The following is a 15,405-nucleotide window of genomic DNA, read 5'->3' on the forward strand; positions in this document are numbered from 1 at the left end:
AAAGACACGCGCGCCCAATATCATCTTCGTTGCGTGTTCTGCGTACTAATCGGCGTGCGGCGAGTGTGATGAGGACGACACGCGCGTCCGGGTGTGCGGTCGATACAGACCGAGGGGCGGGCACGCAGTGCGTGCCCGCCCCTCGACCGTGTGACCGGGAAGAACTAGCCGAGCTGGGAGACGACCCAGTCGATGCTCTTGGTGAGCTGGCTGATGTCCTCGGGATCGATCGCCGGGAACATGCCGATGCGCAGCTGGTTGCGGCCCAGCTTGCGGTACGGCTCGGTGTCGACGATGCCGTTGGCACGCAGGATCTTCGCAACCTGTGCGGCGTCCACCGAGTCGGCGAAGTCGATGGTGCCGACGACCTGCGAACGCAGCGCCGGATCGGTGACGAACGGCGTCGCGTACTCGGAGGCCTCGGCCCACTCGTACAGGCGCGACGACGAATCCTTGGTGCGGGCGGTGGTCCACGCCAGGCCGCCGTTGGAGTTCATCCACGCGATCTGGTTCTCGAGCAGCAGCAGCGTCGCGAGCGCCGGGGTGTTGTAGGTCTGGTCCTTGGTCGAGTTGTCGACCGCGATGGGCAGCGACAGGAACTCCGGCGTCCAGCGGCCCGACGCCTTGATCTCGGCGACACGCTCGAGCGCGGCCGGGCTCATCAGCGCGATCCACAGGCCACCGTCGGCGGCGAAGGACTTCTGCGGCGCGAAGTAGTAGACGTCGGCGTCGGCAACGTCGACCGGCAGGCCGCCGGCGCCCGACGTGGCGTCGATCGCGATGAGGGCGTTCTCCGAGCCGGCGGGACGGGTCACCGGCACGGCGACACCCGTCGAGGTCTCGTTGTGCGCCCAGCCGATGAGGTCGACCGAACCGTCGGCGACGATCTCCGGCGCGGTGCCGGGATCGCTCGACACCACGATCGGGTCGCCGATGAACGGGTTGCCCTTCGCGACCGACGCGAACTTCGACGAGAACTCGCCGTACGTGAAGTGCTGCGAGCGCTCACGGATCAGACCGAACGCGGCCGCATCCCAGAACGCGGTGGAACCGCCGTTGCCGAGGACGACCTCATAGCCCTCGGGCAGCGAGAACAGGTCGCGCAGACCCGAACGCACGCGGGCGACGACGTCCTTGACGGGCTTCTGCCGGTGGCTGGTGCCGAACACCGAAGCGCCGACGTCGACCAGGGACTGCAGCTGCTCGGGGCGGACCTTCGACGGTCCGCAACCGAAGCGGCCGTCAACGGGCTTGAGGTCGGCGGGGATGATCGGGTTGCTCATCGGTGCGAGTTTGTCCTTTATCTGTTGTGCTCGGATGTGGTCGGACGTCCAGCTGTTTCTAGCTGTGCGAGATCTGGTCCCAGCCCTCGACGGACTCGGGGGAGCGGGGGTCCGGGCCGGTGTAGATCGCGGCCGGGCGGACGAGCTTGCCCAGGCGCTTCTGTTCCATGATGTGCGCGCACCAACCTGCGGTGCGACCGCACGTGAACATCGCGGGCATCATGTGCGCCGGGACCTCGGCGAAGTCGAGGATCACCGCCGCCCAGAACTCGACGTTGGTCTCGATCGCGCGGTCGGGGCGCCGCTCCCGCAACTCGGCGAGCGCGGCCTGCTCGAGGGCGGCGGCCGCCTCGAAGCGGGGGGCGTTGAGGCGCTTGGCGGTGGCGCGGAGCACGCGGGCGCGGGGATCCTCGGCCCGGTACACCCGGTGGCCGAAGCCCATGAGCTTCTCCTTGCGATCGAGGATTCCCTTGACCAGCGCGCGGGCGTCGCCGGTGCGCTCGGTCTCCTCGATCATCGGCAGCACGCGGGCCGGTGCGCCGCCGTGCAGCGGGCCGGACATCGCGCCGATCGCGCCGGACAGCGAGGCCGCGACGTCGGCGCCGGTCGAGGCGATGACGCGTGCGGTGAAGGTGGAGGCATTCATGCCGTGTTCGGCGGCCGACACCCAGTACGCGTCGATGGCCTCGATGTGCCGCGGATCCGGATCGCCCTTCCAGCGCGTCATGAAACGTGCTGTGACGGTGGGACACTCGTCGATGATCTTCTGCGGGACGGCGGGCTGGTAGATGCCGCGAGCGGACTGCGCGACGTACGACAGCGCCATCACCGAAGCGCGGGCGAGGTTCTCGCGCGCGGTCTCGTCGTCGATGTCGAGCAGCGGCTGGTAACCCCAGATCGGGGCGAGCATCGCGAGACCGGCCTGCACGTCGACGCGGACGTCGCCGGTGTGGATGGGGAGCGGGAACGGCTCTGCCGGCGGCAGACCCTGACCGAACTTACCGTCGACCAGCAGCGCCCAGACGTTGCCGAACGTGACCCGACGGCCCACCAGATCCTCGATGTCGACGCCGCGGTAGCGGAGTGCGCCGCCGTCCTTGTCCGGCTCGGCGATATCAGTGGTGAAGGCGACGACGCCCTCGAGCCCGCTGACGAAATCCTCGGGTACTACAGCGCTGGGTGCCATGCTCCTGGACTCTCCTCATCCGCGTGCTGCCTGTCAGAGCCGCACTGCCTTGCACTGATTCGGTCTTCTACTCGATCCTTCGATGCGTCCGACTTCGTCTGCGCGCTCGGGCGCTTCGTCCGTGCTGGACCCGGGGAACTGCCGACGGGTCTGCTCTCCAAACTCTAGCCGGTCGCACCGGTCGCCTGGTCAGCGCATACCCGGTAGTAGCGTCTGGACCTGTGTCGTCAGATTCCCGCCGCCAGGGACCCCGGAAGTCCGATCTCTCCGCGATGCGCGTGAGCTACGGCGAAATCGGGCCGCAGCGGCCTGTCGTCGAACCGGACCTGGAACCGTCCTGGCTGGACGGTGGTTGGGCGACGCTGGCGCGGCAGTGGGTCGAGGAGGCCGTCGAGGCTGGACTGCCCGAACCCAACGCCATGGTGCTCGGCACCGTCGACGCCGACGGGCACCCGTGCACGCGGACCGTCCTGTGCAAGGGACTCGGCGAGGACGGCGTGTTGTTCTTCACCAATTACGAGTCCGACAAAGGGCGGCAGCTCACGGCCACGCCCTACGCGTCGGTGACGTTCACGTGGATTCCGCTGGCACACCAGCTCACCATCCGCGGCCCTGCGGAACGAACCAGCGAGAGCGCGACATCGGAGTACTGGAAGAGTCGGCCCCGCGGTTCGCGGTTGGGGGCGTGGGCGTCGCACCAGTCCCGTCCGATCGCCTCGCGCGTCGACCTCGAGGCGCAGCTCGTGGACGCGGGCCGGCGCTTCTCCGTCGACGATGACGTCCCAGTCCCCGGGCACTGGGGTGGTTTCCGGATCCGACCGGAATCGGTCGAGTTCTGGCAGGGCCGACCCAACCGCATGCACAACCGGATCCGCACCCGCCTCGTCGACGGCGCGTGGACCGTCGAACGTCTCCAGCCGTGATGCGCGGACTACTCGCCGACGTCACCCCGCTACGAAACCCCGACTACCGGCGGCTGTGGACGAGCGGCATCGTCACCGTCATCGGCGGTCAGTTGACGGTCGTCGCGGTGCCGTTGCAGATCTTCGCGATTACCCAGAACTCCGCCTACGTCGGGCTCGCGGGCCTCTTCGGGCTCGTTCCGCTCGTCGTGTTCGGCCTGTGGGGTGGCGCGCTGGCCGACGTGATGGATCGCCGCAAACTGATCATCATCACCACGCTGGGGCTGATCGGTACGTCGCTGCTGCTGTGGCTCCAGGCCGCCGCGAATGTGAACAACGTCTGGCTGTTGCTGTGCTTGTTCTCGTTGCAGCAGGTGTTCTTCGCGATCAATTCGCCCACGCGCAGCGCGATCATCCCGAGACTGCTGCCGATGAAGGACCTGCCGGCCGCGAACTCGTTGAACATGACGGTCATGCAGTTCGGCGCGATCGCCGGGCCGCTGCTCGCGGGTGTCCTCATCCCGGTGGCCGGGCTGTCGACGGTGTATCTGCTCGACTCGATCGCGCTGCTCGCGACCCTGTGGGCGGTGATCAAGCTGCCGGCGCTGCCGCCCACCGGTCCCGCCCGACGCGCCGGACTGCGCGTCGTGGGGGAGGGCTTCACCTATCTCGCCACCCAGAAGGTGCTGCTGGCGTCATTCGTGGTCGACATCATCGCGATGGTGTTCGGCATGCCGCGGGCGCTGTTCCCGGAGATCGCCCACGACTCGTTCGGCGACCCGCTGGACGGCGGCGTCGCGCTCGGCCTGCTGTTCGCCGCGATGTCGGCCGGCGCGGTGCTGGGCGGCGTGTTCTCCGGATGGCTGCCGCGGATCCGCTACCAGGGACGCGCGGTGGTGATCTGCATCGTGCTGTGGGGCCTGGCGATGGTCGGCTTCGGTGTCGCCGTCGGCTTCGCGAATCCCGACAGCTCGCCGGTTCTCCTGTGGTTCGCGCTCGCCTGCCTCGCGTTCGGTGGCGCCGTCGACATGGTCTCGGCCGCGCTGCGCAGCACCATGCTGCAGCAGGTGGCCACCGACGACATGCGCGGTCGGCTGCAGGGTGTGTTCACGGTCGTCGTGGCCGGTGGGCCGCGCATCGGCGACGTCCTGCACGGCGCCGCGGCCTTCGCCTTCGGCACGGCCGTCGCATCCGCCGGTGGCGGCATCCTGGTCGTGATCGGTGTCGTGGTCTCCGTGCTGGCCTTCCCGGCATTCGTGCGGTACCGCGTGGCCCGGACGGGGACACCCGAACGTGTCTGAACCGCGGATCCTGGTGTGCGGCGAGGCGCTCGTAGACCTCGTCCCGGCCGGCGACACGACCTACGACGCGCGCCTCGGCGGCGGCCCGTACAACGTCGCCGTGACGCTCGGCCGTCTCGGCAGCGCGGTGGGATTCTGCTCCCGGATCTCCACCGATCCGTTCGGGGAGCGTCTGCTCGGGGCGCTGAGCGCGTCGGGCGTCGATGTCGGACTGCTCCAGCGCGGGCCCGAGCCCACCACGCTCGCGGTCGCGGGAATCGGGTCCGACGGCGGTGCCCGCTACACCTTCTACTCCGACGGCACCGCCGATCGACTCGTCGCCGACCCCGGCCCGCTCCCGGCGTCCGTGGCCGCGGTGTCGTTCGGGACGCTGTCGCTGGTGTTCGAGCCCGGCGCGAGCGTGTACGCAGATCTGCTGCGCCGCAGCCACGATGAGGGGAGGCTGACGGTCGTCGACCCCAACGTCCGCCCGGCGGTCTTCCCCGACGACTATCGACGCCGTTTCGCAGACCTGCTGCCGTCGATGGATGTCGTCAAGGTCTCCGACGACGACGTCCACTGGTTGGGACAGGGGGTCGACGGATCGACGCCCGAGCAATGGCTCGAGCGCGGTGTCACCGCCGTCGTCACGACGCACGGCGCCGACGGACTGAGCGTGCGGACCCGTCGCGTCCACGTGCAGGTACCGGGTCGCCGAGTGCCGGTTGCGGACACCATCGGCGCAGGTGACACCGTCCACGGCGCGTTGCTGCACCACCTCGCCGAGCGGGGACTCCTAGGTCGGAATTCTGTTGCGGCGCTCGACGGGGGACAATGGCGAGACGCCCTGGAATTCGCTGCTCGCGCAGCGACGATCACCGTTTCCAGGCCCGGGGCGGACCCTCCGTGGGCAACCCAGCTCACGGGCGACTAGTTTCTACTTGAATGTTACGAAGTTACTCACTGGTCTGAGTTTGAGAGGGATCCTTCCGTGCCCGCTGAGAATGACAACAAGCCCACACTCAGCTACCCCGGTGGCGAGCACACGATGTCCATCGCCAAGGCGACTGAAGGCAACGACGGCATCGAGCTGGGAAAGCTTCTTGCCAACACGGGTTACACGACGCTCGACCCGGGCTTCGTGAACACCGCGTCCACCAGTTCGGCTATCACCTACATCGACGGCGACAAGGGCATCCTGCGTTACCGCGGGTACCCGATCGAAGAGCTCGCCGCGCGCTCGACGTTCATCGAGGTCAGCTACCTGCTGATCTATGGGGAGCTGCCTACCCAGGCCCAGCTCGATGTGTTCACGGACAAGATCCGTCGTCACACCCTGCTGCACGAGGACCTCAAGCGGTTCTTCGACGGCTTCCCGCGTAACGCGCATCCGATGCCGGTGCTGTCGAGCGCCGTCAACGCGCTGTCCGCCTACTACCAGGACTCGCTGGATCCTGACGATCCGGAGCAGGTCGAGCTGTCGACCATCCGTCTCCTCGCGAAGCTGCCGACGATCGCGGCGTACGCGTACAAGAAGTCGGTCGGCCAGCCGTTCCTCTACCCGGACAACTCGCTGAGCCTGGTCGAGAACTTCCTGCGCATGACGTTCGGCTTCCCGGCCGAGCCGTACGAGGTCGACCCCGAGGTCGCAAAGGCCCTCGACATGCTGCTGATCCTGCACGCCGACCACGAGCAGAACTGCTCGACGTCGACCGTCCGCATGGTCGGCTCGTCGGACGCGAACCTGTTCACGTCGGTCTCCGCCGGCATCAACGCTCTGTGGGGCCCGCTGCACGGTGGCGCCAACCAGGCCGTGCTCGAGATGCTCGACGAGATCAACGCGAACGGCGGCGACGTCAAGGAGTTCGTGCGCAAGGTCAAGAACAAGGAAGACGGCGTGAAGCTCATGGGCTTCGGTCACCGCGTCTACCGCAACTACGACCCGCGTGCCGCCCTCGTCAAGCAGACCGCGCACTCGGTGCTCGGCAAGCTCGGCGGCGACGACAAGATGCTCGAGATCGCCATGGCGCTCGAGGAGACCGCGCTCACCGACGAGTACTTCATCGAGCGCAAGCTGTACCCGAACGTCGACTTCTACACGGGCCTGATCTACCGCGCCATGGGCTTCCCGACGCGCATGTTCACGGTGCTGTTCGCGCTCGGCCGCCTGCCCGGCTGGATCGCGCACTGGCGTGAGATGCACGAGGATCCGGCCACCAAGATCGGCCGCCCGCGGCAGATCTACACCGGCTACACCCAGCGCGGTTACGTGGACCTGTCGGCCCGCTGACCTGTCCCTGCCCGACTACTACAGATCGGACGAAAAACCATGAGCACCAAGCCCGAGATCGAGTTCCAGGAAGGCCCCGCGCCCACTGAGCTCGTCATCAAGGACATCGTCGTCGGTGACGGCCCCGAGGCCACCCCCGGCGCCAAGGTCGAGGTCCACTACGTCGGCGTCGAGTTCGACTCCGGCGAGGAGTTCGACTCCTCGTGGGGCCGTGGCGAGTCCATCAACTTCCCGCTGCAGGGCCTCATCGCCGGCTGGCAGGAGGGCATCCCGGGCATGCGCGTGGGCGGTCGGCGTCAGCTGACCATCCCGCCGGAGCTCGCGTACGGTCCCGCCGGTGGTGGACACCAGCTGTCGGGCAAGACGCTTGTGTTCGTCATCGACCTGCTCGACGTCGTCGTCCCGCCGGCGCCCCCGGTCATCGAGCCCGCCGAGGGCCCGGCCCCGGCCGAGCTCGTGATCGAGGACATCACCATCGGCGACGGCCCGGAGGCACAGCCGGGTTCGGTCGTGGATGTGCACTACCACGGCGTCGAGTACGACACGAACCAGGTGTTCGATTCGTCGTTCCTGCGCGGTGATTCGGTTGCGTTCCCGCTGAACCGGCTCATCCCCGGCTGGCAGGAAGGCATCCCGGGCATGAAGGTCGGCGGTCGCCGCAAGCTCACGGTTCCGCCGGAGCTCGCGTACGGTCCGGCCGGTGCCGGCCACCAGCTGTCGGGCAAGACGCTGGTGTTCGTCATCGACCTGCTCGGCACCAAGTAGTCCGCAGCGAAAGCAGCGCTCAGGCCCCGCACCGATCGTCGGTGCGGGGCCTGAGTTGTCTCAGGACCGCCGGGTCAGCTCGATGATCGGCAATTGCCGGTCGGTCTTCTGCTCGTACTGCGCGAACCGCGGCACCGCCGCCTTGATCGTCGCCCACTGCCCGTCGCGCTCCGAGCCGTGCAGTTCGCGTGCGGATACCGGAATCGACTGGCCCGCAATCTCGATCGTCGCCCGGTCGGGATGCGCGGCCAGGTTGAGATACCAGGCCGGGTTGGCGCGGGCGCCGGCCGCCGACGCGACCACGAACCAGCTGTCGTCGCCGGCGGGGAACCACCCGACCGGAGTGGAGCGCGGTTCCCCGGTCTTGCGGCCGACGGTGGTCAGGATCAGCGTGTCCATGCCCATGAACTTCCCGCTCGTGCGCCGGATCCGGCTCATGGCGAACTTGTTCACCCAACGCACCATGCGTCCGTGCGGCGGCCGTGGGCCACGGGTTCCTCGGGGGGTGCTGAAGGTCATGACCGGTTCCCCTCGTCGGTTCGGTACAGGACACGAACAGTATGAGCCGAATCGCTACGCACGGGGACGAGAAAGGGCGCCCCGACTGGAAGTCGGGGCGCCCTCTGCTCAGCGTGGTGTGACTACCGCCGGATGACTACCGCGGGGTGCCCATCGAGTCGGCCAGCATCGGCCACGAGTTGTTCAGGTCGTCCTTCCAGTAGCCCCACGAGTGGGTGCCGGCCGGCTTGAAGTCGAACGTCGCCTGACCGCCCATGCCGTTCCGGTTGACCGCGTCGAACAGGCGGTGGGTGCACTCGTTGGTCGCAGCCTCGATGATGCCGCCGACGACAACCTGGTTGGCGAGGGTCTTCACGTCACCGTTGATGCCCTGGCTGTCGAGGGTGTCGTGCGGGCCCGGCAGACCGGACGCGTTGGAGACGTACAGCTTCGGGCCGCCCTTGAGCTGACCGATGTTCAGGATCGGGTCGTGCGCGATCCAGTCGGGGCTGCCGACCGGGCCCCACATGTTCTCGGCGTCCGCGCTACCGCGGGCGGCGATCACGATCTGGATGTAGGTCTGGCCGATCGGGGTCGCGGTGTCCGCGCAGCCGCTGTACGCGCCGACGGCCTTGTACAGGTCGGGCTTCTTCAGCGCGAGGTTGAACACCGAGGTGCCCGACGTCGAGATGCCGGCGAGGGAGTTGACGCCGGTGGTGCCGAGCGCGGAGTCGATGACCGGCGGCAGCTCCTTCGTCAGGAAGGTCTCCCACTTGTTGACGCCGTGCAGCGACTCGTCCGGCTTCTGCCAGTCGGTGTAGTAGGTGAACGCACCCTGCATCGGGGTGACGACGTTGACCTGCTTGCCCTGGAAGAACGTGCCGATGTCGGCCTGCTTCTGCCACGACGCGGAGTCCTCGCCGCCGCCGGCACCGTTGAGCAGGTACAGCGTGGGGGCGGGCTTGGAGGTGTCGGCCGGGCGGATCACGTCGAGCGGGATCTCACGGCCCATGGACTCCGAGTAGACCCGCAGCGACATCTTGTTCCCGACACCAGCCTTCGCCGAGACCAGGTGGGTACCGCCGTTGCTCTTGGCGGCCGACTCGATCTTCGCGGCATCGCTCTGGCCGGGCGTCGCCGCCGTGGCGGTTCCGACGCCGACGAAGACGGGCAGTGCGGCCATCGTCGCCGTCGTGGCGCCGATCAACGCTTTGAGTCGGCGGGACTTCTTGGTAACACGCATGCTTACTCGCCTTCGTGGTCGGCCGCGGAGCGAGGTCTCGACTCCGCGGTGTTGATCGTGTGTATATCACTTGCGCTATCGGAGATACGTATCGGTTTGCTACCGCTTGCTCGAAAATAATCTCGCGACGTACCAGGATTATCGGGCATAAACCGTCAGACCATGTCGTTTTTCTGCAACCAGCGCAAGGTCGGCCAGCCGCAGAACACCGGCAGCCAGCAGGTCAGGACGCGGTAGAGCAGCACTGACGGTACCGCGATGCCCACCGGAAGCCCGAAGGCGGTCAGGCCACCGATCAGGGCGGCCTCGACGGCGCCGACGCCACCGGGGGTGGGTGCCGCCGATGCCAGGGTGCCGCCGATCATCGTCACGATCGTGACGGTGACGAACGTCGTCCCGCCGCCGAACGCCTCGACGCTGGCCCACAGCGCCAGCGCGGCACCGAGCGTGGTGCCCGCGCTGCCGAGCACGATCAGCAGGAATCGGCTCGGGCTGCGCGCCAGCTGGGCGAGCGAACCCAGCACCTCGGTCAGCTGCGGCCGGACCTCGTTGCGTAGCCAGCGCCGCGCCTTCGGGATGAACATGAACGTGCCGATCGCGCCGAGCGCGACACCCGCGATGAGGTAGAGGATCGTGCCCCGCGGAACGAAGTGGGACAGGTCGGCATCGCGCCCGGCCGCGACGCTGAAGAAGATCAGCAGCGCCACGTGCGTGACCACCTGGACCGTCTGTTGCAGGGCCACCGCGGCCGTCGCGCGGACGGCTCCTAGGCCGCCCTTCTGGAGGAATCGCACGCTCAGCGCGAGTCCGCCGACACCGGCCGGCGTCGTGGTGGCGGCGAAGGTATTGGCCACCTGCATGACCAACAGGTGCCGGTACCGCACCAGTTCGGACGCGCACGCCCACAGCGCGGCCGCGGCCCCGACGTACGTGAGCGCCGAGACGATCAGCCCGGCCAGCGCCCACCACCAGTTCGCGGTCTTCAGTTCGGTGAGGAAGGTGGGGACCTGACTGATGAAGGGGTACGCGACGTAGACCAGGCCGATCAGCAGCACCAGCTGGATGATCTGGTTGCGGGTGAAGCGGGTGACCTGCTCGGGGGCGATCTTGTCGATGTCGGTCTGGTTGCTCACCTCGTCCCGGATCGCCGCGAGCAGCTTCGCCGACTCGGGGGCCTGCTTCCGCAGCCGCGCCGGCATCGCGGAGCGGCTGAGCCGGCCGGACGCGGCCAGGATCCGGTCCCGCCCCTGTGAGTCGAGTGCGGCGCGAACCGCGGGGGTCACGCCGAACAGCGATGCGGTGGTCACCAGCATCTGCGCGGTGTCGGACTGCAGTTGCGCCTCGGAGGGGCCGAGTTCGGCGTATGCGAACCCGTCGAACAGCGCCCGGCCGTCCTCGACCCGGATCTCGGACGCGCGTAGGTCGCCGTGCGTGATCTGGCTGTCGTGCAGCCGGCTGAGCGAGGTCCACACCATCTCGAGCAGGGTGTCGCGCGGGACCGGGTTGTCGGTGGCGAGGGTGGCGATCGGTGCGCCGTCCGAGGCGGGCCGGGCGTACAGCTTCCATCCGCGGTCCAGCGCGGTGACGGCCAACGGCTTGGACGCCGCGAGTCCCAGATCGGCGACGGCGATACCCATGAGGGCCCGGTGTTCGACGGCGCGGGCCAGCGACGCGTGCACCGCCGGGCTCTCGCTGCTGCGCAACGCCAGCCACTGCGAGATCTGCCGGATGGCGCCGCGGCTGCGCTGATTCTGTCCGTACAGTTCGACGATCATCTCGGGCTGTCCGTCGCGGGAGGCACCCAGGATCAGCGGGCCGCTGCCGGCCGGGGCGATCACCCGGAACGCGGTGATGCGGTGGCCCAGCCGCTGCAGCGCCTCGACGGCCGATTCGAGCGGCACCTCGAGTGCGGGCGTGCCGACGACGAGCACGATGATCGCGCCGACCAGGTATCCGACGGCCAGGCCGAGCATCGAGCGGGCCGGGACGATCGAACTGACCACCAGATGGATCGGCGCGAACAGCAGCAGCAGCGCCCACCACAGCCGTCGCCACCGTTTGGGCAGCCACGGCCCCGACACCGTGAGGACCGCGGCGAGCATCGCGATCCAGCGGGGGTCGTCGAGGAACTGGGAGAGGAACGTGTTGAGGCGGTCGGAGACGTCGAGGTGCCACTGCGGGGCGGCGAGACCGGTGCCGGTGAACGACAGTGCGACGCCCGCGATCAGCCCGGCCGCGGCGTAGCCGGCGAGCAGCTTCCAGCGCCGGCCGATGATGAGCTGGATCAGGATCGCGAACGGCAGCGCGAGGATCGCGATGCCGTAGAGCAGGTAGACCGTGTCCGACACCCCCGGTGACAGGATCCCGACGATGTCGGACACCGAGGTCTCCAGCGCGTCCCACTCGCTGCGGGTGATCAACGATCCCGCGATCACCGCACCCAGGAAGACCAGCGCGAAGACCACCCGCAGGATGTCGCTGGTGCGTCGAGTCAGCGGCTGCAGCAGGCTGCCGGTGACCGGGATGTCCCGTCCGTCAACTCGCAAGGGTCACCACCAGTCGGGCGCCGCCGAGCGGGCTGTCCTCGAAGGCGGCGATCCCTCCGTGGAGCTGGGCCTGCTGCGCGACGAGCGCCAGCCCCAGCCCCGAACCGCCCTTGGCCGCGCCGCTGCCGCGCCGGAAGCGCTCGAACACGGCCGACCGCTCCGTCTCCGGGACACCGGCGCCGTCGTCGTCGACGGTGATCGTGACGGTGCCGTCCGCGGTGCGGTCCGCGCCGATCGCGACGTGCCGCGCGCCGCCGTGCCGGACAGCGTTGGTGATCGCGTTGTCGAGCGCGAGCCGCAGGCCGACCGGGAGTCCGCGCACGACGAGTCCGGGCGGTGCGTCGACGGTGACCGAGAGTCCCGGATGGTGGCGCCCGGCGTCCTGCGCGACCAGGTCGCACAGGTCCGTGAGATCGAGATCGATGTGGTCCTTCTCGCTGGACAGCTCGCCGGAAGCGAGGCGCTCGAGCGCTGTCAGCGTCGCCTCGAGCCGGCCCTGGGTGCGCGCGAGGTCGGCGAGGACCTCGGTGCGCTGCTCGCCGGACAGGTCGAGCGTGGTGAGGACCTCGAGGTCGGTGCGCATCGCGGTCAGCGGGGTGCGCAGTTCGTGCGCGGACGCCGCCGCGAAGTCGCGGGCCGTGTCGAGGGCGGCGGTGGTGCGCGCCTGGGCGTCGGAGACGTCCTGCAGCATGGCGCCCGCGGCCGCGGCCAGTTCGTCGGCCTCGCGGACCCCGGACGAGGCGGGTGCGAGGTCGCGGTCGCGCCGGCTCACGCGCTGGGTCAGTTCGACGAGCGGTCGGACGGCGCGGCCGCCGAAGATCCAGCCGAGGCCGCCCGCGGCGACTACCGCGAGCACGGCGACGAGCGCCACCTGCTGTTGCTGGTCGGTGGTGGGGTCCTTCGCCTCGGCGAGGGGGACGGCCACCGACAGCAGCGATGCGGAGCCGGGTGCGAGCGGGGCGGTGAAGGTTCGGAACGGGGTGCCCGCGACGTCGACGGTGTGCGACCCGGGATCGAGTTCGGGCAGTCGGCTCGAGGTGCTCGCGAGGACCTTGTCTCCGGAGCGGATGGTGACCGCGAACGCGCCGCCGTCACCGAGGATGTTCAGGAACGGTGCTGCGGCACCGGCATTGACGATCAGCACCCGGGACGCCGTCTCGAGTCGACGGTCGAGTTGCTGAAGGTTGTTGCGGGCGATCGCGAGCGCCAGGTACACGCCCACCGCGGCGACGATGATCGTCGCCCCCAGCGCGGTAGCCGCGGCGACGCGCGCCCGCAGTGTGTGCGGCCGGCTCATGTCGGTTCTCGCAGAACGAATCCCACACCACGGACGGTGTGGACGAGCCGGGGTGTGCCGTCGGACTCGAACTTGCGGCGGAGGTAGCCGACGAACACATCGACCACGTTGGTGTCGGCGACGAAGTCGTATCCCCAGACCAGGTCCAGCAGCCGTTCCCGGCTCAGCACCACGCCGGCGTTGCGGGCCAACACCTCGATGAGCTCGAACTCCCGCTTGGTGAGCGGTATCTCGTTGTCGTTCAGCCAGACACGACGACCGGCGACGTCCACGGACAGCGGCCCGACGACGACGGGCGGATCGGTCACGGGCCCGACGGCGGCGGTCGATCGGCGGCGCAGCATCGCGCGGATGCGGGCGACCAGTTCGGCGAGGACGAACGGCTTGACGAGGTAGTCGTCGGCGCCCGACTCGAGGCCGGCGATGCGGTCGTCGACCGAACTGCGAGCGCTCAGCACGCAGATCGGGACGTCGTTGCCGGACGCGCGGAGCGACGTGACCACCCCGGTCCCGTCGAGGACGGGCATGTTCATGTCCAGCACGACGGCGTCGGGTTGGGCGTCGGCCACCACTCGCAGCGCGACCGCGCCGTCGGAGGCGGTGAGGACGGTGAACCCGGACAGTCGCAACCCGCGTTCGAGCGACGCGAGCACATCCGGGTCGTCGTCCACGACCAGAACGGTTGCGGTTGCGGTCACGTGAGCATTGTGCCCGGAGAGCACTTCGGATCCGCGCATCATCGCTTCCGGTCCGAGTCGGGCGACGCCTGCTGTCCTCGGCGGGTGATCAGGACGTCGGCGACCCGGACGAAGGCGTCGAGGTCCGCCTCGGGAACCCCGTCGAACAGTTCCCGAGCGGTCTGCTGTCGGAGTTGCTGGATGTGTCCCGCGTCGGTTCGGCCTCGGTCGGTGAGGGCCACGATGTGCGCCCGGCGGTCGCTGGGATGCGCCTCGCGGCGCAGGTGACCGGACTGCTCCAGCGCGTCGACCAGGGCGGTGACCTGACGGGTGCTGCATCGCAGGGTCTTCGCCAGGTCACGCTGGGTCATCGGCGGGTTCTCGAGCACGCAGAGCAGCGCGCGGGTGCGCGCCGTCGTCAGGCCGAAGGTGCGGGTTCCCGCCGCCAGCGACGTCGACAGATGCTCGGCCAGGAGATAGGCGCGGCCGAGGGCTTCACGGACGTCGGGACTGTCGGGCACGGCAGTGATGCTAATTCATTGTGAATAGTGTTCACGAACCGTGCTCGACGGTCGGGCTACTTCACACAGCGCTGCACCAGGGCGCCGATGCCCTCGATTCGGCTGGTCACGACGTTGCCCGAAACGAGGAACCGCTGCGGGTCGCGGCCGACGCCCACACCCGCCGGGGTTCCGGTGAACACGAGGTCGCCGGGGCGCAGGGTGCACACCGCCGACAGGTGCGCGATCAGTTCGGCGACCGGGAACATCATCTGCGCGGTGCGGCCGGACTGGACCGACTCGCCGTCGATCTCGCACTCGATCGCGAGGTCGTCACGGTTTGCGAACTCGTCCGGGGTCACCAGCCAGGGTCCGGTCGCGCCGAAGCCCGGGAACGACTTGGCGAGGGAGAACTGCGGTGCCGGACCGGCCAGCTGGGACGTCCGCTCCGAGAAGTCCTGTCCGACGGTGAGCCCCGCGACGTGGTCCCAGGCGTCAGCGGCGGACACGTTGGTGGCTTCGCGGCCGATCACGGCCACCAGTTCCACCTCCCAGTCGACGGTGTCGGTGGGCAGCATCAGATCGGTTTCGGGGCCGGTGAGGCAGCTCGCGAACTTGGTGAACGTGGGCGGCGCGTCCGGTGCGTCGAGCCCGGTCTCGGCCGCGTGGTCGCGGTAGTTGAGCCCGATCGCGAAGACCTGACTCGGCGTCGGGGAGGGCGCCTCGAGGTCGCGCGTGTCGAACGATTCGCCGGCTCCGGCGCCGAGGGCGGTCCCGGCCCAGGCGCTGAACGCCTCCCACTCGGTGTAGACCGAGGCGAGGTCGGGGCCGAAGCGCCCGCAGCTCGCGGCGTGGACGTCGATCGCCCGGTCGTCGTCGACGAGGACGGCTCGTCCGGAGAGATTGGCGATGCGCATGGTCGTCGGGTCCTGTCTGTC

General features: G+C 69.0%; 14 protein-coding genes and 1 pseudogene. 6 read left to right on the top strand and 9 right to left on the bottom strand.

The features are described from left to right. Positions 1 to 164: 164 nt before the first annotated feature. Complete coding sequence (gene serC / locus ACQ5DX_RS02580; protein WP_430331129.1) at positions 165 to 1,283, bottom strand: phosphoserine transaminase; 1,119 nt, start codon at positions 1,281 to 1,283, stop codon at positions 165 to 167. A gap of 58 nt (positions 1,284 to 1,341) precedes the next feature. Then, on the bottom strand, positions 1,342 to 2,469 hold the full coding sequence (locus ACQ5DX_RS02585; protein ID WP_430331130.1) for a citrate synthase 2: 1,128 nt from the start codon (positions 2,467 to 2,469) through the stop codon (positions 1,342 to 1,344). 272 nt (positions 2,470 to 2,741) lie between these two features. On the opposite strand from ACQ5DX_RS02585, the gene pdxH reads away from it, so the two are divergent. The 6 genes and pseudogenes from pdxH to ACQ5DX_RS02615 all read left to right on the top strand — a co-directional run bounded on the left by pdxH (position 2,742) and on the right by ACQ5DX_RS02615 (position 7,706). Continuing rightward, positions 2,742 to 3,392 carry a pyridoxamine 5'-phosphate oxidase gene (gene pdxH, locus ACQ5DX_RS02590; RefSeq protein ID WP_430335525.1) on the top strand — a complete coding sequence of 217 codons (651 nt, stop codon included), beginning with the start codon at positions 2,742 to 2,744 and terminating at the stop codon, positions 3,390 to 3,392. Continuing rightward, positions 3,392 to 4,672 (top strand): MFS transporter, encoded by a 1,281-nt coding sequence (locus ACQ5DX_RS02595; protein ID WP_430331131.1) that lies wholly within the window; start codon positions 3,392 to 3,394, stop codon positions 4,670 to 4,672. The genes pdxH and ACQ5DX_RS02595 overlap by 1 nt, the downstream gene beginning before the upstream one ends. Continuing rightward, positions 4,665 to 5,585 carry a carbohydrate kinase family protein gene (locus ACQ5DX_RS02600; protein WP_430331132.1) on the top strand — a complete coding sequence of 307 codons (921 nt, stop codon included), beginning with the start codon at positions 4,665 to 4,667 and terminating at the stop codon, positions 5,583 to 5,585. Before ACQ5DX_RS02595 ends, ACQ5DX_RS02600 begins: the two co-directional genes overlap by 8 nt. A gap of 57 nt (positions 5,586 to 5,642) precedes the next feature. Then, positions 5,643 to 6,941 carry a citrate synthase gene (locus ACQ5DX_RS02605; protein WP_430331133.1) on the top strand — a complete coding sequence of 433 codons (1,299 nt, stop codon included), beginning with the start codon at positions 5,643 to 5,645 and terminating at the stop codon, positions 6,939 to 6,941. A gap of 39 nt (positions 6,942 to 6,980) precedes the next feature. After that, positions 6,981 to 7,331 (top strand): annotated as a pseudogene (locus ACQ5DX_RS02610) (FKBP-type peptidyl-prolyl cis-trans isomerase); the annotation flags it as partial. Beyond that, positions 7,326 to 7,706 (top strand): FKBP-type peptidyl-prolyl cis-trans isomerase, encoded by a 381-nt coding sequence (locus tag ACQ5DX_RS02615; RefSeq protein ID WP_430335526.1) that lies wholly within the window; start codon positions 7,326 to 7,328, stop codon positions 7,704 to 7,706. The pseudogene ACQ5DX_RS02610 and the gene ACQ5DX_RS02615, both read left to right, overlap by 6 nt. Positions 7,707 to 7,766: 60 nt before the next feature. Here the strand turns inward: ACQ5DX_RS02615 and ACQ5DX_RS02620 are convergent, their stop codons facing one another. The 7 genes from ACQ5DX_RS02620 to ACQ5DX_RS02650 form a co-directional block, all read right to left on the bottom strand. Next, on the bottom strand, positions 7,767 to 8,159 hold the full coding sequence (locus ACQ5DX_RS02620) for a nitroreductase family deazaflavin-dependent oxidoreductase (protein WP_430331134.1): 393 nt from the start codon (positions 8,157 to 8,159) through the stop codon (positions 7,767 to 7,769). A 202-nt stretch (positions 8,160 to 8,361) separates the two neighbouring features. Then, entirely contained in the window at positions 8,362 to 9,447 is a 1,086-nt protein-coding gene (locus ACQ5DX_RS02625; protein ID WP_430331135.1) for an alpha/beta hydrolase, read from the bottom strand. A 155-nt stretch (positions 9,448 to 9,602) separates the two neighbouring features. Further along, positions 9,603 to 11,993, bottom strand: coding sequence for a flippase-like domain-containing protein (locus ACQ5DX_RS02630; RefSeq protein ID WP_430331136.1), 2,391 nt, complete (start codon positions 11,991 to 11,993; stop codon positions 9,603 to 9,605). Then, on the bottom strand, positions 11,983 to 13,290 hold the full coding sequence (locus ACQ5DX_RS02635) for a sensor histidine kinase (protein ID WP_430331137.1): 1,308 nt from the start codon (positions 13,288 to 13,290) through the stop codon (positions 11,983 to 11,985). Before ACQ5DX_RS02635 ends, ACQ5DX_RS02630 begins: the two co-directional genes overlap by 11 nt. Continuing rightward, the gene (locus ACQ5DX_RS02640; RefSeq protein WP_430335527.1) at positions 13,287 to 14,027 is read right to left on the bottom strand and encodes a response regulator transcription factor; all 741 of its coding nucleotides are present in this window, start codon (positions 14,025 to 14,027) and stop codon (positions 13,287 to 13,289) included. The genes ACQ5DX_RS02635 and ACQ5DX_RS02640 overlap by 4 nt, the downstream gene beginning before the upstream one ends. Beyond that, positions 14,027 to 14,488, bottom strand: a complete 462-nt coding sequence (locus tag ACQ5DX_RS02645; RefSeq protein ID WP_430331138.1) for a MarR family winged helix-turn-helix transcriptional regulator — start codon at positions 14,486 to 14,488, stop codon at positions 14,027 to 14,029. Before ACQ5DX_RS02645 ends, ACQ5DX_RS02640 begins: the two co-directional genes overlap by 1 nt. Before the next feature lie 56 nt (positions 14,489 to 14,544). Further along, the gene (locus tag ACQ5DX_RS02650) at positions 14,545 to 15,384 is read right to left on the bottom strand and encodes a fumarylacetoacetate hydrolase family protein (RefSeq protein ID WP_430331139.1); all 840 of its coding nucleotides are present in this window, start codon (positions 15,382 to 15,384) and stop codon (positions 14,545 to 14,547) included. Between the last annotated feature and the right edge of the window lie 21 nt (positions 15,385 to 15,405).

Source organism: Rhodococcus sp. ACT016 (assembly GCF_050477185.1).
GTDB lineage: Bacteria > Actinomycetota > Actinomycetes > Mycobacteriales > Mycobacteriaceae > Prescottella.